This is a genomic window from Kitasatospora sp. NPDC023176 (assembly GCF_055560495.1).
This window is the reverse complement of record NZ_JBVHIP010000016.1, coordinates 129,314-149,211: the sequence shown is the minus strand read 5'-3', so window position 1 is coordinate 149,211 and position 19,898 is coordinate 129,314. Positions and strand designations below refer to the sequence as shown.

At 74.3% G+C, this 19,898-nt stretch carries 19 protein-coding genes; 12 read left to right on the top strand and 7 right to left on the bottom strand.

Annotated elements, in window-relative coordinates:
- Positions 1 to 34 precede the first annotated feature (34 nt).
- Entirely contained in the window at positions 35 to 2,500 is a 2,466-nt protein-coding gene (locus ACZ3YL_RS22635; protein ID WP_188305317.1) for a SpoIIE family protein phosphatase, read from the top strand.
- Positions 2,501 to 2,567: 67 nt separating this feature from the next.
- Here the strand turns inward: ACZ3YL_RS22635 and ACZ3YL_RS22630 are convergent, their stop codons facing one another.
- The 7 genes from ACZ3YL_RS22630 to ACZ3YL_RS22600 all read right to left on the bottom strand — a co-directional run bounded on the left by ACZ3YL_RS22630 (position 2,568) and on the right by ACZ3YL_RS22600 (position 9,064).
- On the bottom strand, positions 2,568 to 4,139 hold the full coding sequence (locus tag ACZ3YL_RS22630; protein ID WP_465659361.1) for an MFS transporter: 1,572 nt from the start codon (positions 4,137 to 4,139) through the stop codon (positions 2,568 to 2,570).
- On the bottom strand, positions 4,136 to 4,762 hold the full coding sequence (locus ACZ3YL_RS22625) for a TetR/AcrR family transcriptional regulator (RefSeq protein WP_223242366.1): 627 nt from the start codon (positions 4,760 to 4,762) through the stop codon (positions 4,136 to 4,138). Before ACZ3YL_RS22625 ends, ACZ3YL_RS22630 begins: the two co-directional genes overlap by 4 nt.
- Positions 4,763 to 4,922: 160 nt before the next feature.
- Positions 4,923 to 5,312, bottom strand: coding sequence for a cell division protein SepF (locus ACZ3YL_RS22620; protein ID WP_188305314.1), 390 nt, complete (start codon positions 5,310 to 5,312; stop codon positions 4,923 to 4,925).
- 273 nt (positions 5,313 to 5,585) lie between these two features.
- Positions 5,586 to 6,101: a DinB family protein gene (locus tag ACZ3YL_RS22615; protein WP_188305313.1), complete on the bottom strand. Its 516-nt coding sequence runs from the start codon at positions 6,099 to 6,101 to the stop codon at positions 5,586 to 5,588.
- A 64-nt stretch (positions 6,102 to 6,165) separates the two neighbouring features.
- Positions 6,166 to 6,894: a TVP38/TMEM64 family protein gene (locus tag ACZ3YL_RS22610; RefSeq protein ID WP_465659359.1), complete on the bottom strand. Its 729-nt coding sequence runs from the start codon at positions 6,892 to 6,894 to the stop codon at positions 6,166 to 6,168.
- A gap of 286 nt (positions 6,895 to 7,180) precedes the next feature.
- Positions 7,181 to 7,720, bottom strand: a complete 540-nt coding sequence (locus ACZ3YL_RS22605) for a HEAT repeat domain-containing protein (protein ID WP_465659357.1) — start codon at positions 7,718 to 7,720, stop codon at positions 7,181 to 7,183.
- 114 nt (positions 7,721 to 7,834) lie between these two features.
- The gene (locus tag ACZ3YL_RS22600) at positions 7,835 to 9,064 is read right to left on the bottom strand and encodes an MFS transporter (protein WP_465659355.1); all 1,230 of its coding nucleotides are present in this window, start codon (positions 9,062 to 9,064) and stop codon (positions 7,835 to 7,837) included.
- Positions 9,065 to 9,154: 90 nt separating this feature from the next.
- Between ACZ3YL_RS22600 and ACZ3YL_RS22595 the strand changes: the two genes are divergently transcribed.
- From ACZ3YL_RS22595 to ACZ3YL_RS22545, 11 genes are all read left to right on the top strand, one after another.
- Positions 9,155 to 10,339 (top strand): ROK family transcriptional regulator, encoded by a 1,185-nt coding sequence (locus ACZ3YL_RS22595; protein ID WP_465659354.1) that lies wholly within the window; start codon positions 9,155 to 9,157, stop codon positions 10,337 to 10,339.
- Positions 10,340 to 10,425: 86 nt separating this feature from the next.
- On the top strand, positions 10,426 to 10,842 hold the full coding sequence (locus tag ACZ3YL_RS22590) for a TOBE domain-containing protein (RefSeq protein ID WP_188306630.1): 417 nt from the start codon (positions 10,426 to 10,428) through the stop codon (positions 10,840 to 10,842).
- 46 nt (positions 10,843 to 10,888) lie between these two features.
- Positions 10,889 to 11,332 carry a hypothetical protein gene (locus ACZ3YL_RS22585; RefSeq protein WP_188306629.1) on the top strand — a complete coding sequence of 148 codons (444 nt, stop codon included), beginning with the start codon at positions 10,889 to 10,891 and terminating at the stop codon, positions 11,330 to 11,332.
- Complete coding sequence (locus ACZ3YL_RS22580; RefSeq protein WP_188306628.1) at positions 11,329 to 12,042, top strand: glycerophosphodiester phosphodiesterase; 714 nt, start codon at positions 11,329 to 11,331, stop codon at positions 12,040 to 12,042. Before ACZ3YL_RS22585 ends, ACZ3YL_RS22580 begins: the two co-directional genes overlap by 4 nt.
- 41 nt (positions 12,043 to 12,083) lie before the next feature.
- The gene (locus ACZ3YL_RS22575) at positions 12,084 to 13,199 is read left to right on the top strand and encodes a winged helix DNA-binding domain-containing protein (RefSeq protein WP_465659351.1); all 1,116 of its coding nucleotides are present in this window, start codon (positions 12,084 to 12,086) and stop codon (positions 13,197 to 13,199) included.
- A 116-nt stretch (positions 13,200 to 13,315) separates the two neighbouring features.
- Positions 13,316 to 14,404: an AI-2E family transporter gene (locus ACZ3YL_RS22570; RefSeq protein WP_465659350.1), complete on the top strand. Its 1,089-nt coding sequence runs from the start codon at positions 13,316 to 13,318 to the stop codon at positions 14,402 to 14,404.
- A 78-nt stretch (positions 14,405 to 14,482) separates the two neighbouring features.
- Positions 14,483 to 15,355, top strand: a complete 873-nt coding sequence (locus tag ACZ3YL_RS22565; protein WP_465659349.1) for a Vgb family protein — start codon at positions 14,483 to 14,485, stop codon at positions 15,353 to 15,355.
- Positions 15,356 to 15,721: 366 nt separating this feature from the next.
- Complete coding sequence (gene ctaD, locus ACZ3YL_RS22560) at positions 15,722 to 17,497, top strand: aa3-type cytochrome oxidase subunit I (protein WP_465659411.1); 1,776 nt, start codon at positions 15,722 to 15,724, stop codon at positions 17,495 to 17,497.
- Between the two features lie 109 nt (positions 17,498 to 17,606).
- The gene (locus ACZ3YL_RS22555; protein WP_465659347.1) at positions 17,607 to 18,140 is read left to right on the top strand and encodes a hypothetical protein; all 534 of its coding nucleotides are present in this window, start codon (positions 17,607 to 17,609) and stop codon (positions 18,138 to 18,140) included.
- A gap of 171 nt (positions 18,141 to 18,311) precedes the next feature.
- Positions 18,312 to 19,028 (top strand): response regulator, encoded by a 717-nt coding sequence (locus ACZ3YL_RS22550; protein WP_188303007.1) that lies wholly within the window; start codon positions 18,312 to 18,314, stop codon positions 19,026 to 19,028.
- Between the two features lie 78 nt (positions 19,029 to 19,106).
- Positions 19,107 to 19,565, top strand: coding sequence for a pyridoxamine 5'-phosphate oxidase family protein (locus ACZ3YL_RS22545; RefSeq protein WP_465659344.1), 459 nt, complete (start codon positions 19,107 to 19,109; stop codon positions 19,563 to 19,565).
- Positions 19,566 to 19,898 lie beyond the last annotated feature (333 nt).

Genomic DNA, 19,898 nt, shown 5'->3' with positions numbered 1-19,898 from the left:
GGCCGGGCACGAGCCGAACCGGGGTGCTGCCTGAATGCACAGACACGAGTGGGACGCGACCGACGCCGCCGGCCCCGTACCGGACAGTGGCCCCGCACGCCCCGAGGGCCACCGCCTCGTCCCGCTCGCCACGGTCCTGGTCCAGGGCGACGGCCTGATCCTGCACTGGAGCGAGGACGCCGAGGCCCTGCTCGGCTACACCGCGGACCAGGCCGTCGGAAGCTACGCCGCCCAGCTGCTCACCGACCGGAGCGACCGCGCCGACGTGCTCGCGATCTTCCAGCGGATCCTGTCCGGCACCGACACCTCCTTCGTCTTCCCGGTCCGCCACCGCGACGGCCACAAGGTCGAGCTGGAGTTCCGCACCTACCCGATCGCCGGGCCCTCCGGCACCCTGCTGCTGCTCGCCACCGCCTCGGACACCCGGGCCGTCCACGCCATCGAGGCCGACCTCGCCGTGCTGGACGGCATCTTCGGCCGCTCCCCGATCGGCATGGCCGTGTACGACACCGACCTGCGCTACGTCCGGATCAACGAGGCCCTCGCCCGGATGAACGGCGTCCCGGTCGCCGCCCACCTCGGCCGACGGATATCCGCCGTCCTGCCCGGCATCAACGGCGCCGAGATCGAACAGACCATGCGGCAGGTCCTCAAGACCGGCAAGCCCGTGGTGGACGCCCGCTCGCACGGCCGCGTCCCGGGCGACCCCAAGCGGGACCGCGCCTGGTCCGCCTCCTACTTCCGGCTGGAGGACTCCACCGGCCGGGTCTTCGGCGTCTGCTCCTCGATCATCGACGTCACCGAGCGCTTCCAGGCCGAGGCCCGGGCCGCCCGCGCCCAGGAGCGCCTGGCCACCATCGCCGAGGCCACCGCCCGGATCGGTACCACCCTCGACCTCCAGCGCACCGCCGAGGAACTGATCGAGGCGGTCGTCCCCCGGTTCGCCGACTTCGCCACCGTCGACCTGCTGGAACCGGTCCTGCGCGGCGCCGAGCCCACCCCGATCCTCGCCGACCGGACCGTCACCCTGCGCGCCGTCGCCGTCGGGGAGAACTACGACACCGGCCTCGCCCACGCCGTCGACGTCGTCGGCGAGACCTCCGAGTACGCCCCCGACCGCAGCTACACCCAGTGCCTGCGCAGCGGGCGCCCGCTGCTGCGCGCCCATGTGGACGAGGAGGTGCTGCGCGGCCTGGTGTCCAGCGAGGACCGGGTCGCCCCCGGGATGGCGGCCGGCATCCACTCGTACCTGATGGTGCCGATCACCGCCCGGGGCATGGTGCTCGGCGGCTCCGAGTTCATCCGGATGCGCAACCCCGAGCCCTTCAACGACGCCGACGTCGCGCTCGCCGAGGAACTCGTCGCCCGCACCGCCCTCGCCCTGGACAACGCCCGGCTCTACCGCCGGGAGCGGGAGACCGCCCTCACCCTCCAGCGCAGCCTGCTGCCGCAGGAGATCCACCGCACCCTCGGCCTGGAGATCGCCTACCGCTACCTGCCCAGCAGCGTGGTCAGCGAGGTCGGCGGCGACTGGTTCGACGTGGTGCCGCTGTCCTGCGGGCGGGTCGCCCTGGTGGTCGGCGACGTGATGGGCCACGGCATCCGGGCCGCCGCCACCATGGGCCAGCTGCGCACCGTCGCCCGCACCCTCGCCACCCTGGACCTGCCGCCCGAGCAGGTCCTCACCCGGCTGGACGAAACCGCGTCGGGGATCGGCGAGGGCCAGTTCGCCACCTGCATCTGCGCCCTCTACGACCCCCTGGAGCGCACCATCCAGGTCGCCTCGGCCGGGCACCTGCCGCCGGTCTGGGTCGGCACCGACGGCACCGCCCGCAGGATCGAGGTGCCGCCCGGCGTCCCGCTGGGCGTCGGCGGGGTCGCCTTCGAGTCCATCGGCTTCACCCTCCCCGAGGGCGCCATGCTCGCCCTCTACACCGATGGCCTGGTCGAGCGGCGCGGCCAGGACCTCGACCACGGCATCGACCTGCTCACCCGCACCCTGGCCGGGCCCGGCCGGACGCTGGAGGAGAGCTGCGACGCGGTGATCAGCGCGCTGGTCACCGACGGCACCGAGGACGACATCGCGATGATCATGGCCCGGGCGCTGCCGGTGCCCGCCGACCGGATCGCCACCCTCCCGCTCACCGGCGGCGGCAAGCTCCCCGGCCAGGCCCGCCGCTTCACCCGCGCCACCCTGGAGGCCTGGGGCCTGAACGCGCTCTCCGACTACGCCGAACTCCTGGTCAGCGAGCTGGTCACGAACGCCCTGCTGCACGCCGAGGCACCGCGCCGGCTGCGGCTGTTCCGCGACCGGGTGCTCACCGTCGAGGTCTCCGACGCCGGCGGCCAGACCCCGCAGCTGCGCCCCTTCGCCGAACAGGACGAGGGCGGGCGCGGGATGTTCCTGGTCAGCGAGCTGGCCCAGCGCTGGGGCAGCCGGCTGACCAGGGACGGCAAGGTGGTCTGGGCCGAGCTGGAACTGCCCTTCGGCGCCTCCTGAGGCCCGAACCGCGAGAACGGCCGTTCCCGGATCGGGAACGGCCGTTCTCAGCCCTGTGGGCGTGTCCTCACACGGGCACCTGCGGCCGCTCCGGCTCGACGGCCGGGACCGGTTCGGCCGCCGCCGCCGTCGGCGCGGACAGCCCGCGCAGCAGCAGCCAGGCCAGGACGCCCGCACCGACCAGCAGCACCCCGGCCAGCAGCCCGGCGCTGTTCATGCCGTGCACGAAGGCGTCCTTCGCGCTCGCCAGCAGCGGCTGGGCCACCTCCGGCGACAGCCCGCGTGCCGTCTCCACGGCCGCGCCCAGCGACTCCCCGGCCCGGGCGGCGACCTCCGGGGAGGCCCCGGCCGGGACGGCCAGCCCGCCGGCGTAGATCGAGCCGACCACCGAGCCGACCAGCGCGATGCCGAGCGCGGTGCCCAGCTCGTACGCCGTCTCGGAGACCGCCGAGGCGGCCCCGGCCTTGTCGGCGGGCGCGGCGGTCAGCACCAGGTCGGCGCCGAGCGTGTAGACCACGCCCTCGGCGGTGCCGGTGACCAGGAAGGAGACGGCCAGCAGCAGGTAGGTGGTGTCCTGCTGCAGCCAGCCCAGCGCACCCGCGGCCAGACCCATCGCCAGCAGGCTGGCGGTGAGCGTCTTGCGGGCGCCGAACCGCCGGGCGATCCGGGCGGTGAGCAGCCCGCCGGCCACCGAGCCGGCGAAGGCCGGCAGCTCCGCCAGACCCGCCTGGAGCGGCTCGTAGCCGCGCACCAGCTGGAGGTACTGGGAGACCACGAAGATCACGCCGGACAGGCCGACCAGCGAGATCAGTGAGGCCGTGACGGCGGCGGTGAACCGCCGGTCGCGGAACAGCCGGACGTCCAGCAGCGGGGTCTCCAGCCGCAGCTGGCGGCGGACGAACAGGGTGAGCGCGGCGGCGCCCAGCAGGAAGGTGACCGGGACGTCCCAGCGGGCCACGCCGTGGGCGGCGGCCTCCTTGATCCCGTAGACCACGCCGATCACACCGGCCAGCGACAGCACCACGCTCAGCACGTCCCAGCGGCCCGGCTTCGGGTCCTTGGACTCCGGCAGCAGCCACGCGCCGGACACCAGCAGCAGGAGCAGCACCGGGATGTTCAGCAGGAACACCGAGCCCCACCAGAAGTGCTCCAGCAGCAGCCCGCCGACCACCGGGCCGAGCGCGGCGCCGGCGGTGGCGGCCGCGCCCCAGATGCCGATCGCGGTGGCCCGCTCCCGGTCGTCCGGGAAGAGGCCGCGGATCAGCGAGAGGGTGGAGGGCATGATCGTCGCGCCGGCGACGCCGAGCAGTGCCCGGGCCAGTATCAGCCAGCCCGGCCCCGGCGCGTACGCGGCCAGCAGCGAGGCGGCGCCGAAGGCGGCGGCGCCGGTCAGCAGCAGCTTCTTGCGGCCGATCCGGTCGCTCAGGGCGCCCATGCTGACCAGCAGGCCGGCCAGCACGAAGGAGTAGGAGTCGCCGATCCAGAGCAGCTGGGTGCCGCTGGGGCGCAGCGTCTCACTGATGGAGGGGATGGCGAGGGAGAGCACGGTCGCGTCGAGGGCGACCACGGTGACGGCCAGCACCAGGACGGCGAGGCCGGTCCAGCGCTGGCGGGCGGTCAGGGCGGGGGTACTGCTCATGGTGTATCGGTTTCCGGTTTCCGGTCCGAGGTGCTGTGGGTGGGGCTCAGGGGGGTGGGAGTCGCGGAGGCAGCGGCGTCCGGCCGGCGCAGGGCGCCGCCGAGGAACAGCTCGGCGAGCGAGAAGGCGGCGTCGCGCGGGGCGAGCCGGCCGTCCTGGATGGCCCAGCCGATGCCGGCCACCAGGTCGAAGAAGGCCTCGCTCAGCCAGGCGGCGCTCAGCTCGATCCGGAAGGCGCCTTCGCGCTGCCCGCGCAGGAAGAGCGCGTGCAGCCGTTCGATCTGGACTTCCCAGAGGTCGTTGATGTCGTCGTTCTCGTAGAGCTGGTTCTCGCCGGCCAGGAAGGCGCAGAGCATGGCGTCCGGGACGGCGGCGTCCACCAGTCGGCGCAGCGCGGCCTCGGCGTCGCCCTCCTCGATGGCGGCGGTGTCCAGGGCGGCGGCGAAGCGTCGCAGGCCGAGCAGGCCGACCTCGCGGATCAGGGCGTCGCGCCCGGGGAACAGCCGGTGCAGGGTGGCCCGGCTGATGTGCGCGGCCCGGGCGATCTCGTCCAGGTGGGCGGTGGGGCGGCGGGACAGCACGCCGACGGCGGCTTCCAGAACGGTGTCGCGGTCGGTGGCCATGCATCGAGTGTAGTCCAGATGAGACATCCGTGTCTCAGAATTATCGTGAGGCTCTCATCTGCGTCACCGGCGGACGGCCTCCGGACAGCGAAAACCGGGGACGGCTGGTGTGCCGTCCCCGGTCGGGGTGGTGCGGGCCGTGTGGCCGGTGTCGCTGTGCTCAGCTCTGGTTGTAGAACCCGGTCTCGTCCAGCGGGCGGTCGATCACCATCACCTCGACGTCCGCCGGGGTGAGCAGGAAGACCCGGCGGGCGATCCGCTCGATGCCCCCCCTGGTGCCGAAGATCAGGCCGGAGGCGAAGTCGACCATCCGCTTGGCCTCGGCCTCGTTCATCTCGGTGAGGTCCATCACCACCGGGGTGCTCGCCCGGATGTGCTCACCGACCGTGCGGGCCGCCTCGAAGCCCGTCGGCCGCAGGGAGACGATCTTCGCGGGGGAGGGGACGGGAATCGTCTCCTCATCCACCCACTCGTCGTCGTACACCGCGGCCGGGTAGTGCCCGGAGGGCATCAGCCACCCGTTGTGGTGCTCGTCGCGAAGTGCTCCCATGCCGCGCCTCCCTGCCTCGTCCCGTCTGGTCCCCCGGGGGTGGGTGGTGTCCTTCTTGACACGTCATCCACTCGTCGGAACTGTCCGAGTATCGCACTGTTCACCGGTCCCGTGCCCGCTCGCGGCCCCCGTACGAGTCGCGCCGCGCCGGAAACCCGGGCGGACCCGGGCAAAAGAGAGCGACGCGGCGCAGCGCCGTACGGTTGCGCGCGTAGACCATATCGGTAGCGGTCACCGCGTAATTGACCTTCTGTCAACAATGCGGAAACGATTTCACTCGCCGGTCGAACCGTCCACCAGTTCACGCAGCAAATCCGCGTGCCCGTTGTGCCGCGCGTACTCCTCGATCATGTGGACGAGGATCCACCGGAGCGTCACCTCCTGGCCCTGGCTCGGCCGCTTGCCGACGGTGTCCAGCGGCAGACCGGCCGACGCCCGGCGGGCGCCCTCGATCTCGGCGCGCCAGGTGGCGAAGTCGGCGGCGACGTCGGCGGTGTCGACGTTGTCGAAGTCACCGTCAGGGTCGGCCTCGGTCCAGTAGTGGCCGGTGGCGATCTCCTCGCCGAGCAGGACGCCCTGGAACCAGTGCCGCTCGACCTCGGCCATGTGCCGGACCAGGCCGAGCAGGGAGAGCGTGGACGGCGGGACGGAGCGCAGCCGCAGCTGGTCGTCGGTCAGGCCCGCGCACTTGAGGGCGAGGGTGCTGCGGTGGAAGTCGAGCCAGGAGGTGAGCATGGCGGCCTCGTCGGCGGCCATCGGCGGGTTGACCCGCGGGGTGAGTTCGGTCATGCCACCCATCCTCGCCACCGGCGGGCCGTCGGTGCGAGCGATTTGCGGGGTGGCGCGGACCCGGTCAGCCGGCCTGGGACCGGCGGCGGGCGGCGGCGGCCCGCCAGAGGCCGACCAGGCTGCCGAGCACCAGCAGGACGATCACCCCGGCCGAGACCAGGAAGGCCGCCGAACCGGGCTGGTCCGCGCTGGCGGCGGCGACCACGTACACGGCGGTGGTCGGGACCACGCCGATCGCGGTGGCGACCAGGAAGGGGAGGAAGCGCACCCCGGAGAAGGCGGCGCCGTAGTTGCCCGCCTGGAACGGCAGGCCGGGGAGCAGCCGCAGCACCAGCACGCTGCGGAAGCCCTGTTCGGTGAAGCGCTGGTCGAGGGCGCCGAGCACCTTGCCGCGCAGGTGGGGCTTCAGCGCCTCGCGGCCCAGGCCCCGGCCGAGGGCGAAGGCCAGGGCCGCGCCCAGGGTGGTGCCGAGCACGGCGAGCAGCACGCCCTGCTGGATGCCCAGCAGCAGTCCGGCGACGGCGTTCAGCGCGGGGCGCGGGACGAAGGCCAGCGTGCCGACGGCGTAGACGAGGGCGAACAGCGGCGCGAACCAGTAGCCGGGCATCCGGTCCGCCAGCCCGCCGGAGAGCAGGTCGGTCGGGCTCCACAGCAGCAGCGAGCCCGCGCACGCGCCCAGGAGGAGGACCAGCAGGCCGAACCGCCACCAGGGCGAGCGGGCCGGGCGCGACTGTTCCGGCTCGGCGGATCCGGTGGCGCTCGGCGCGGGGGGCGTGGTCAGGGCTGCGGGCACCGCCCGAGCCTAACCGGTCCCGGTCGCGGGCCGGTCCGTGCCGGGGGGCGCTCGGTCTGTGCCGGGTGGGGCGTCCGGTGGGGCCCGGGTGGGGTGTCCGGTGAGGGGCCGGGTCGGGAGTCGACGCCGGTGATCACGATCGGCACGATGGCGGCCCGCGACCGCCGGCCCGGCTGGACCCACAGCTGGGCGGGGCCGGCCACGCTCCTCGCCCGACCGGCTCGGACGGACGGCCCGCGCGGTGCGGAGTGGCGGCATCGATGGCGGTCGGAGAGCTGACGGCCGGCTATCCGGGGCGCCGGGCGGTCCGTTCGTAGATCGTCCCGCCGGGGGCGTACCAGCCCGCCTTCTTGCGGACCGCCGGGCTCGGGTCCTGGGCGTGGGAGGCCCGCAGGGCGGCGACGGCCCGGGGGTCGGTGTGGGCGAACTTGCCGACGAGTTCGGCGGCCCGGTTGCGGACCCGGGGGTCCGGGTCGTCGGCCAGGTGTCGCAGGGCCGGTTCCAGCACCCGGTCGGCGCCCGGTGCACAGGTGTCGCCCTTGCAGCGGTCGCAGGCCAGGGCGTGGAACGCGGCGATCCGCACCTCGGCGTCCGGGTCGTCGGCCATGGCGATGAGCAGGCCCATCGACTCGGTGTCGACCAGGTGGTCCAGCAGCCGGCAGCAGCCCTCCCGGACGGCCGCGCTGTCGTGGGACAGCCCGGCGCGGATGGCGCCGAGCGCCGCGTCCGCGCGGCGGAGCAGCTCCCGGTAGGCCGCCACGGTGCGCTGGGGGTCACCGAGGCAGCTGACGAGGGCTTCGTTGTCGGTCCTGACGAATCCGAGCATGGACCCAGTGTCGAACCGCACCGCCCGTGCGGGCAAAGGGATTTCACCCCGGGGTCGCAGCGGGTGGAACCGTTGGCCACATCGCGGCGGGATCCTTACGGGGGTGCTTCTCGGTCACCTCGCGGTCGCGTTGTCCGGCGCGCTGTCCGGTGTGTTGTCCGGTGTGTTGCCCGCCGGGAAGTCCGGCTCGGCGCGGCGCAGCGCCCCGGCGCCCAGCAGCAGGGCGAAGGCGAGCAGGGTGACCAGGCCGAAGGAGACGGTCAGCGAGGTGGCCTGGGCGAGGGCGCCGATCACGGCGGGGGCGATCAGGCCGGAGGTGTAGGTGACGGTGGCGACGCCCGCGATGGCCTGGCTGGGGTTGCTGCCGATCCGTCCGGCGGCGGCGAAGGCCAGCGGGACGATCACTGCGACGCCGACGCCGATCAGGGCGAAGCCCGGGATGGCCAGCGCCGGGGTGTCGGCGGCCACCACCAGGAGGCCGCCGAGGGTGGCGACCGCCCCGCCCAGCCGGGTGGCGCGGACGGCGCCGATCCGGCGGATCACCGCGTCCCCGGCGAGCCGGCTGACGGCCATGGTGAGCGAGAAGGCGGTGTAGGAGGCGGCGGCGACGGTGGCCGAGGCGCCGGTGATGTCCTTGAGGTAGACGCCGCTCCAGTCCATCGAGGCGCCCTCGCCGAACACCGCGCAGAAGCCGACCAGGCCGATCACCAGCGAACTGCGCGGCGGCAGGGCGAAGCGCGGCGGTGCCTCGGCCTCCTCGTGGGCCCGCAGGTCGGGCAGGCCGTGGCAGACCGGCTGGGCGAGGGCGAGCAGGACGAGCGCGGTGACGGCCAGCTGGAGCCGGGCGTCGAGGGCGAGGTGGGTGGCCAGGATGCCGAAGCCGGAGGCCACCAGGCCGCCCGCGCTCCACATCCCGTGCAGCCCGGACATGATCGAGCGGCCGAGGCGCTGCTCGATCTCCACGCCCTGGGCGTTCATCGCGACGTCGGCCATGCCCGCCGTGGCGCCGTACACCAGCAGTACCGCGCAGAGCGTGGGCAGCGAGGGGGCGAGCGCCGGCAGGGTGAGGGCCAGGCACCAGAGCGAGACCAGTCCGCGCACGGCGGCCCGGCCGCCGTAGCGGTGGACGAAGCGCCCGGCCAGCGGCATGGCGAGGGAGGAGCCGATGGCGGGCATCACCAGGGCGAGGCCGAGTTGCCCGGGGGAGAGGTCCAGGCGGTCCTGGATCCACGGGATGCGGGTGACGAAGGTGCCGCCGACGGCGCCGTGCACGCCGAAGACCAGCGCGATGCTCAGTCGGGAGCGGCGTGGTTCGGCGAGTGGTTCGAGGGTGGTGGCGGTCATCTGGCGTTCCCTCCCGGCGGATGGTCCGAACGGTTCGATAAACTATCAGGAAGGGACCCTGATAGAAACGCTCTGGAAGGATGACCGGCCATGACCACCGTGCGTACGGCCACGCCGAGCACCGCCCGGGCCATCAACGACCGGCTGGCGCTCAACCTCCTGCTCGAACAGGGCCCGCTGACCGCGACCGAGCTGCGCGACCTCACCGGCCTCTCCCGGCCGACCGTCGCCGACCTGCTCGACCGCCTCCAGCGCACCGGCCTGGTCGCCCTCGTCGGCGAACGCGGCGAACAGCGGCGCGGCCCCAACGCCCGGCTCTACGCGCTGGTCGCCTCCCGCGCCCACCTCGCCGCCTTCGACGTCCGCGAAGGCGGCGTCAGCCTGGTCGTCGCCGACCTCGCCGGACGCACCCTCGGCACCGCCGACGTCCCGGTCGAGGGCGCCGGAACCCCCGACACCGCCGCCACGATCGTCCGCACCCTGCGGGAGACCGCCCACGCCGTCGGCGTCGACCGGCTGCACACCGTCGCCGTCGGCGCCCCCGGACTGGTCGACCCCGCCACCGGCCGGCTGCACAGCACCGGCCAGCTCCCCGGCTGGCACGCCGAACTCCTCACCGCACTGGGCGAGTTGCCCGACACCGAGGTGATCCTGGAGAACGAGGTCAACCTGGCCGGCCGGGCCGAGCACCGGATCGGCGCCGCCCGGGACCGCGACACCTTCGTGCTGATGTGGCTCGGCCACAGCGTCGGCGCCGCCGTCATCCTGGACGGACGGCTGCGCCGCGGCTTCTCCGGCGGCACCGGTGAGATCTGCTTCCTGCCCGTCCCCGGCGCCACCGGACTGCCCAGCGCCGACAGCTGCGAGGGCGGCTTCCACGGACTGGTCGGCAGCGCCGCCCTGTGCGCACTCGCCCGCGCCCACGCCCTGCCCGTCGGCCCGGCCGACGACGCCCCCGCCGCCGAGGCCGCCGTCCGCGCCGCCCTGGCCGCCGGGGAGCGGGGGGCGCCGTTCCTGGACGAGCTGGCCGAGCGGATCGCGCTCGGCGCCGCCAGCGTCTGCGTGGTGCTCGACCCCGGCTGCCTGGTGCTCGGCGGCGAGATCGGCCGGGCCGGCGGCGCCGAACTGGCCGGCCGGGTCGAACGCCGGCTGGCCCGGCTCTCCCCGCTGCGCACCGAGGTCCGGGCCGGTACGGCGGGCGGCGGCGCGGTGCTCGCGGGCGCGGTGCTCACCGCCGGTGACGCCGTGCGGAGGGACCTCTTCGGGGAGTCGTAGCGCGTTTCCGTCGGCGTCCCCGGTACGGCAGGATGGCGCCCGGGGGGCGCGTACCCCGTACCTCGAACCACCGTCAGGAGACGCAGATGGGCCAGCCCGACGTGCCGGTCAACCCGTACCGCATCGGTGAGGCGGCCGCGCTGCTCGGCGTCAGCGCGGACACCATGCGGCGCTGGGTGGACGCCGGGAAGCTCGCCGCCGTGCGGGACGAGCACGGGCACCGGATCATCCCGGGGGCGGAACTCGCCGCCTTCGCCCGTGAGCTGGCCCGGCCGGAGATCGCCGAGGCCGAGGGCCGTCCGTCCTCGGCGCGCAACCGCTTCCCCGGGATCGTCACCGAGGTGCGGCTCGGCGACGTGGCCGCGCAGGTGGAGGTCCAGGCCGGGCCGTTCCGGGTGGTGTCGCTGATCAGCCGGGACTCGGTGGAGGAGCTGAACCTGGTGCCGGGCGCACCCGCCACGGCGGTCATCAAGTCGACCAATGTGATGATCGAACGGCGCTAGTCGTCCCCCCGCGCGTTCCCTGCGAGTACTCCCACGAGAGGCCCGGATGCCCCCGCACCCGTCCACGCTGCCGACCACCCAGGCCGCCGTCCTGGCGATCGAAGCCGTCGCCGCCCGGCACGGGCGCACCGTCCGCGCCCAGCACGACATCGGCAGCGACCAGACCTTCGCCGGGCTGGTCGGCCAGGACGGCGGGCCGGGTGCCGTCCCGCACGAGGCGCTGCTGGAGTTCGACGGCAGCCCGCGGCTCGCCGTCCGGCTGTTCAGCCACGACGAGGTCACCGTGACGGTCGAGGGCATCGCCTTCGACGTGCCGCGCGACAGCGTCCCGGCCTTCCTGAACTCGGTCTGGGCCGACCTGGTGCACGTCAGGGCCCGGACCTTCCCGCCGTCCACCACCCTGATCGTCACCGTGCCCGGCGAACCCGGCTACCGCGAAGCCGTCGGCCCGCACGACCTCACCCCCTGGCTCTCCGGAAGGATTCGATGACCACCCCCGCCGACCGTCGACCGGTGCTCGCCGTCGCCCACCGCGGCGACCCGTACCGCCACCGCGAGAACACCCTGCCCTCCGTCGAGTCCGCGCTCGCCGCCGGGGCCGACGCCGTCGAGGTGGACGTCCAGCTGACCCGCGACAAGGTGCCGGTGCTGCTGCACGACCAGACCCTGGAGCGGCTCTGGGGGGACCCGCGGTCGATCGGCCGGGTCACCACCGAGCAGCTGGCCGAACTGCGCCAGGGCGACCTGGCCGTCCCCACCCTCGCCGAGGCGATCAAGACGGTCGCCGCCGCGCGCGGCCGCCGGCTGCTGATCGACCTGGACGAGCCCGGCCCGGTCGCCGCCACCTGGGACGTCGTCACCGGACTCGGCGCCGAGGACCGCGTCGCCTTCTGCGGCTCCGCCACCGCCATGCTCGCCGTGCGCGAACTCAGCCGGGACGCCGAGATCGCGCTCACCTGGAAGCAGCCCCGGATGCCCGCGCCCGCCCTGCTGCGCGACCTGCGCCCGCGCTTCCTCAACCCGCCGTTCGGCCTGGTCACCCCCGCGTTCGTGGCAGCCGCCGCGGACCAGGGGCTCGCCGTCTCCACCTGGACCGTCGACCTGCGCCGCACCATGCGCCGGCTGCGCGACACCGGGGCCGCCTCCATCACCAGCAACCGGATCGCGGTCCTGCGCTCGGTGCTGGACGGCCGCCGGTGACGGAACCGTCGGGGACGGAGGGGCCGGTGACGGAGGGGCCGGTGACGGATCCACGGCTGACGGAGCTGCCGGTCCTGGGGCGCCGGGCGCTGGGCCGCGCACTGCTGGCCCGTCAGCACCTGCTCGTCCGTACCGACCGGACACCCGCCGAGGTCATCCACCACCTCGGCGGCCTCCAGGCCCAGGCCGTACCGCAGCCGCCCTACCTCGGGCTGCTCTCCCGGCTGGACGGGTTCTCCTCGGACGGGCTGAGCACGCTGCTCGAACAGCGGGCCGTGGTCCGGATCGCGCTCCAGCGCGGCACCATCCACCTGGTCACCGCCGAGGACTGCCTGACCCTGCGCCCGCTGCTCCAGCCCGTCCTCGACCAGGCGCTGCGCACCACCTACGGCAAACGGCTGGCCGGACTCGACCTGACCGCGCTGGCCGCCGAGGCCCGCGCCCTGGTCGAGGAGGAGCCGCGCACCTTCCAGCGGCTCGGCGCGCTGCTGGCGGCGACCCGGCCGGACCGCGACCCGGCGGCCCTGGCCCAGGCCGCCCGTTGCCTGCTGCCGCTGGTCCAGGTGCCGCCGCGCGGGCTGTGGGGGCGCAGCGGCCCGGCCGCCCACACCACCGCCGAGGCCTGGCTCGGCCGGCCGCTCGACCCCGCGCCCGTGCCGGACGACCTGGTGCTGCGCTACCTGGCCGCCTTCGGCCCGGCGAGCGCGGCGGACCTCACGAAGTGGTGCGGCCGCACCGGGCTCGGCCCGGTGCTGGGGCGGCTCGCGCCGCGGCTGCTGACCTTCCGGGACGAGCAGGGCCGGCTGCTGTACGACCTGCCGCAGGCGCCCCGGCCGGAGCCGGACGTCCCGGTGCCGGTGCGGCTGATCGCGCCGTTCGACAACCTGCTGCTCTCGCACGCCGACCGCGGCCGGGTGCTGCCGGCGGAGTACAAGGAGCGGGTGATGACCAGGAACGGCCTGGTGCCCGGCACCCTGCTGGTGGACGGGCTGGTCACCGGGACGTGGCGGCTGACGCCGGAGCGGGACGTGGTCGTCGAGCCGTTCGTCCGGCTGGCGCGGGCGGACCGCGAGGCGGCGGAGGCCGAGGCGCAGCGGGTGCTGGCCTTCGCGGGCGGGGGCGGGTCGGTACGGATCGGGGCGGCAGAACGGCCGTAACGGGTTGTCGCTGGGGTGACGGGTTGTCACTGCGGTAACGGGTCCAAAAACGGGCAGATCGTCAGATTCTCTGCTGAGATGGGTCGGTTCGGACTCAACGACGATCCTCGGCGGAGGTGGCCGTGTCCGTGGAGCGCCCGCCCGATGGGCGGCCCGACCACCGCAGGCCGTACCTGATGCTGCCGCCCGCGGTGCGCTGGGCGGCGGCCTGGTCGGTGGCGGTGATCCTGCTGATCACCGTCGGCTCGCTGCTGGTGTTCGCGCTCGTGGAGCTGCGGGCCGCCACCGTGCCGTTCGTCCTGGCGCTGCTGGGGGTCTCGCTGCTCTACCCGGTGGTGCCGTGGATGGTCCGGCGGGGAGTGAGCCGGGGCCTGGCGGCCGGGCTGACCTGCCTGGTGCTGGTGGTCGCGGTGGTCGGGGTGATCTTCCTGCTGGTCAACTCCCTGGTGCACAGCGCCCCGCAGATCGCCGCCTCGCTTCCGGCGGCCGGGCGGCGGCTGGCGGACTGGCTCGGGCCGTTCGGGACGAAGATCGAGCACGCGCTGAACAACGCCAAGGGCGAGACCAACTCGCTGGTCTCGACCCTGACCAACGGCGTGCTGTCCGGGCTCGGCCTGCTCACCCAGGTGGTCACCGGTGCCGTCCTGGCGCTCGCCCTGGTCTTCTTCTTCCTGCGCGACGGCCACCGCACCGGCGAGACCATCCGCGCCCACCTGCCCGGGCGCGGCGCCGACACCGTGGTCGCCTGCGCCGAGCGGGCCTTCGAGGCGATGGCCGGCTTCATGCGCGGCACCACCCTGATCGCCCTGATCGACGCGGGCTTCATCACGATCGGCCTGCTCGCCCTGGGGGTGCCCGGGGCCCCGGGGCTCGGCGCGCTGGTCTTCATGGGCGCGTACATCCCGTTCGTCGGCGCGTTCCTGTCCGGCACGGTGGCGGTGCTGGTGGCGCTCGCGGACGGCGGGCTGGGCACGGCGCTGTGGGCGCTCGGGGTGGTGCTGACGGTGCAGATGATCGAGGGCAACATCCTCCAGCCGGTCATCCAGAGCCGGACAGTGGAACTGCACCCGGCGGCCATCATGGTCGCGGTGGTGGCCGGCTCCGGCGTCGCGGGCATCATCGGGGCGCTGCTGGCGGTGCCGGTGTGCGCGGCGGGGATGGGCGTGATCTCGGTGCTGTGGGGCGCGGCGTCCGACCGGGGGTGAAGTCGGTTGCCGCCGGCGGGGGTGTCGTGGCAGCATCACTAATGCGACTGGCGTCGCGATAACTTGGGAGGGGTGGGGATGGAACTGTTCGAGGTGGCCGAGGCGGGGGCCGGGCCGTACGGGGTGGCCGTAGGGCCGGACGGAGGGGTCTGGTTCACCTTGGTGCATGCCGGGGAGGTGGGGCGGCTGTCGGCCGACGGCTCGGTGGAGCGGTTCGGGCTCGGGGCGCCCGGCTGCGGGCCCGCCGTCATCACCGTCGGGCCGGACGGGGCGCTGTGGTTCAGCCGGATGCGGGACCACCGGATCGGGCGGATCACGGCGGGCGGCGAGGTCTCGTCGTTCGGGGTGCCGACGGAGGGCGCCGGGCCGTACGGGATCGCGGCCGGGCCCGACGGGGCGGTGTGGTTCACCGAGCTGAACGCCGACCGGGTGGGGCGGATCACCGTCGACGGGGAGGTGGCGGAGTATCCGCTGCCGCTCGCCGGCGCGTTCCCGTCGATGATCGCGGCCGGCGCGGACGGCGCGCTGTGGTGCACGCTCAACCAGGCGGACGCCGTCGCCCGGATCACGGTGGAGGGCGAGGCGACCGTCCACCAGCTGCCCACCGAGGGCACGGCGCCGGTCGGGATCACCGCCGGTGCGGACGGAGCGCTCTGGTACGTCGGGATCGGCGGCGGGCTGATCGGGCGGATCACCGTGGACGGACGGGTGACCGAATACCCGCTGGCCGACCGGGCCGCCAAGCCGCACGCGATCGCCGCCGGCCCGGACGGGCGGCTCTGGTTCACCGAGTGGGGCGCCGGCCGGATCGGTGTGCTGGACGCGGACGGACGGTCGGACGGGTATCCGATCCCCGGCCCGGGCGCCGAGCCGCATGGGATCGCCGTCGGCCCGGACGGTGCGGTGTACGCGGCGCTGGAACGCGGGCAGCTCGCCCGGCTGACGGGCTGACGGGCTGACCGCCGTGCCGGGGCGGCGCGGCCGGTAGGCGGTGAACTCGGTGAAGGCCCGGTCGAAGGGGTGGCCGACGGCGCGGCCGAAGGTGCGGTCGGCGCCGAGGTCCGCCACCACCAACGGCTCGCCCGAGGCGGCGGCCCGGCGGAGAGCCCGGTCCCCGTACGGGTCCCGGTCGGGAGGTCCCGGTGCGGGGGCGGGAACTCGGGCCCAGCGGCCCCGGCCGGGCGGGCCCAACGGCCCTGGGGTGTACGGGGCGTGCGTTCGGATCATGGATCGCCATCCATCCGCACGACGTTCCGAAGGAGTGCGTCCTTGAGCGCCACCCAGGCACAGGGCGACCCCACCACACCGCCAACGCCCCTGCCGACGGGGCCGGTTCGGGCCCGCCGACCCGGCTCGGCCTTGGTCGGACTGCTGACCACCACCGACCACAAGACGATCGGCACCATGTACCTGGTGTCCTCGTTCGCGTTCTTCCTGATCGGCGGCGTCCTCGCTCTGGTCATGCGCGCCGAACTCGCCCGGCCCGGAACGCAGATCCTCTCCAACGAGCAGTTCAACCAGGCGTTCACCATGCACGGCTCGGTGATGCTGCTGCTCTTCGCGATGCCACTGTTCACCGGCTTCGCCAACTGGATCATGCCGCTGCAGATCGGCGCGCCCGACGTGGCGTTCCCGCGCCTGAACATGCTGTCCTACTGGCTGTTCATGTTCGGCTCGCTGATCGCCGCCGCCGGCTTCGCCACCCCGCAGGGCGCCGCCGACTTCGGCTGGTTCCTCTACGCGCCGCTGTCCGACGCCGTCCACTCGCCGGGCGTCGGTTCGGACATGTGGATCATGGGCGTCACGCTGTCCGGCTTCGGCAGCATCTTCGGCGCCGTCAACTTCATCACCACCATCATCTGCATGCGCGCGCCCGGAATGACCATGTTCCGGATGTCCATCTTCTGCTGGAACGTGCTGCTGACCTCGGTGCTGGTGCTGCTGGTCTTCCCGGTGCTGGCCGCCGCGCTGCTGGCGCTGGAGTGCGACCGCAAGTTCGGCTCGCACGTCTTCGACCCGGCCAACGGCGGGGCGATGCTCTGGCAGCACCTGTTCTGGTTCTTCGGGCATCCCGAGGTGTACATCCTGGCGCTGCCGTTCTTCGGGATCGTCTCGGAGGTCATCCCGGTGTTCAGCCGCAAGCCGATGTTCGGCTACGCGGGCCTGATCGCCGCCACGGTGGCCATCGCCGGGCTGTCGGTGACGGTGTGGGCGCACCACATGTACGTCACCGGGCAGGTGCTGCTGCCCTTCTTCTCCTTCATGACCTTCCTGATCGCGGTGCCGACGGGCGTGAAGTTCTTCAACTGGGTCGGCACCATGTGGAAGGGCTCACTGAGCTTCGAGATGCCGATGCTGTGGACGGTCGGCTTCCTGGTGACCTTCCTGTTCGGCGGACTGACCGGCGTGCTGCTGGCCGCGCCGCCGATCGACTTCCACGTCTCCGACTCGTACTTCGTCGTCGCCCACTTCCACTACACGCTGTTCGGCACGGTGGTCTACGCGATGTTCGCCGGCTTCCACTTCTGGTGGCCCAAGATGACCGGCAAGAGGCTCGACGAGCGGCTCGGCCGGATCACCTTCTGGACGCTCACCGTCGGCTTCCACACCACCTTCCTGGTGCAGCACTGGCTGGGCGCCGAGGGCATGCCCCGCCGGTACGCCGACTACCTGGCCTCGGACGGCTTCACCACCCTGAACACCGTCTCGACCATCGGGTCGTTCCTGCTCGGACTGTCGATCCTGCCGTTCCTCTACAACGTCTGGAAGACCGCCAAGTACGGCGAGAAGGTCACCTCGGACGACCCGTGGGGCTGGGGCCGCTCGCTGGAGTGGGCCACCTCCTGCCCGCCGCCGCGGCACAACTTCGTCAAGCTGCCCCGGATCCGCTCCGAATCCCCGGCCTTCGACCTCCACCACCCGGACATCGCGGCCCGGGACGTGCTCCAGCACACCGGGAAGCCGGCCCCGCACCTGGGCGACGTGGAGCCGGCGAAGTACGACCGGCCGCTGACCCGGGCGGAGCGGGCGCGGACGGCCTCCGCGGCCTCGTCCCCCTCGTCCCCCTCGTCGTCCTCGCCCGCCGACGGCTGAGGACGGCTGAGGAACGCCCCCGAACGCCGCCCCTGCCCGCGTCGCCGCCCCCGGGCGGGCGGGGACGGCACCCTGACCCACTCCCGTGCGACACCAGGAAGGCCGGCCCATGACCCACACCGTCCTCGCCATCGGCACCGCCGCGCTCACCGCGAGCGGCTGCGTCTGGTACCTGCCCGCCATCGCCGACCTCCAGGCCGGCGCCGACCGGCCCCGCTCCACCCGCACCGCGGCGGCGGCCTGCGTGCTCTGGTGGGCGGCGCTCGCGCTGGCGGGCGGACTGCTGCTCGCCCTGCCCGACTGGCGCCCGGCCGCCCAGGTGGCCCTCACCGGGCTGGTCGGCGGCACGGCCCTGCGGCTCCGGGCCCGGTGGGACCGGCGCGGGGAGCAGCAGGAGAGCGCCGCTCGCTGGGCCGCGCTCGACGCCGGGCCGGCGCCGCGCAGCGGCCGTCCGGCGGCCGTCGCCCTGGCCGGCTGGCTGGTGGTGGGCGCGGCGGTGGCCTCGCTGGGGGCGGTGGCGATCCTGCTGTCCGACAGCGGCGGGACGGCCTCGAAGGTGGCGCTGGCGGCGGTCAGCGGGGCGGGCGTGGCGCTGGCGTTCCTGCTGGTGGGCCTGGGCAACGTCCGGCGGCACGACCGCTGAGCGGCGGCTCACCGGGTGCCCGCGCCGCGGGGGACGGCGTCCGGCCAGCGCCGGGGGCGGGGCGGCGGGCGAATGGGGTCGTTGGGCCCTGGGCCGGTGCCGCGCGGCGGGGGATGATGCGGTGGGCCCCGCTGGGAGTGTGCGGGGGTGTGACGAAGGTGGAGCCGCGTGATGGCGACCAAGGCGGAGGGGGCCGGGGCTCCGGCACCGGTCCGGGTGTTCCTGCTGGACGACCACGAGGTGGTGCGCCGCGGGGTGCACGACCTGCTGGACGGCGAGCCGGACCTGGAGGTGGTCGGCGAAGCCGCGACGGCCGAGCAGGCGCTGGCCCGGGTGCCGGCGCTGCGGCCCGACGTGGCGGTGCTGGATGTCCGGCTGGGGGACGGGGACGGGGTGTCGGTCTGCCGTGAACTGCGGTCGCGGATGCCGGACCTGGCCTGTCTGATGCTGACCTCCTTCGATGACGAGGAGGCGCTGTTGGACGCCGTGATGGCGGGCGCCGCCGGGTACGTGCTGAAGCAGATCAGCGGCACCGACCTGGTCGCCGCCGTCCGTACCGTCGCCTCCGGCCGGTCGATGCTGGACCCCGGCGCGGCCACCCGGCTGCTGAACCGGCTGCGCAGCGACGCCGAGCCCGCCCAGCCGGTGACCGCCGGGCCCGGGCTGACGGTGCGTGAGCAGGAGGTGCTGGCGCTGATCGGCGAGGGCCTGACCAACCGGCAGATCGGTGAGCGGCTCTACCTGGCCGAGAAGACGGTGAAGAACCACGTGTCCCGGCTGCTCGCCAAGCTCGGTGTGGAGCGCCGGGTGCAGGCGGCGCTGATCGCCACCGAGCTGCGGCAGCCGGCGGCGGCCCGGTCCTCGTCGCTGCGCTTCGGCCGGGGCTGACGGCCCACCCCGCCCGGGCCCCTCGGCGGGACCATCGGCCCTCGTGAGGGGGCCGGGGCCCGGGTGAGCATCGCTCGCATGAACCGCGATCGCGTCCCGTCCCCCCGGCCCTGCTCCGCCGACCTCGCCGACCTCGCCGACCTTGAGGACCGGCCCGACCGGCCCGACCGGCCCAGTCACCGCGAACTCGACCGGAAGCGGGCGCTGGAGCTGCTGGGCCGGGCCGAGGTCGGGCGGCTGGTCTACACCGTCGACGCGCTCCCGGCCGTGCTGCCGGTGCCCTTCCGGCTGGTGCCCGGCGGGGTGCTGGTCTCCGCGCCCGCCGGCTCCGAACTGGCCCGGGCGGTGGACGGCGCGGTGATCGCCTTCGAGGCCGACGAGGTGGACGGCCGGGACGGCTCCGGCTGGTTCGTCACCGTCCTGGGCCGCGCCCGGGTCCGCCCGGCCACCGCGACCGCCGCGAGCGCCGCGACCGCCGCCGAGGCGGTCCGGATCCGGATCCGCCCGGAGCTGGTCATCGGCCGCCGCCTGCTGTAGCGGTGGCCCCTCCTCCCGCGCCGGGCGGCCGGGGCCCTTGACGGCGAGGCCGCCGGGACGGGTGCCACCACCGGGACCGGCCGCTGTGTGCCGGACCGCGGCTCGGTCTGCCCGCCGTGGGTCATCAGCTGGAAGGTCACCCTCGACGTCTCCTGGCCGGGCCCCGAACCCGCCGCCGCCCCGGCGTCCGGCGCCGGACGCGCTCGCGGCCGACGGGGTGCGACGGGGTGCGACGGGGTGCGACCGGCCTTGGTCCGCAGGGGTGTTGATCGGCACGTGGTCCTGCGGTGGGTCGGTTCCCGCTGTCACGGACCAGCCTGCGCGCGCTCACCC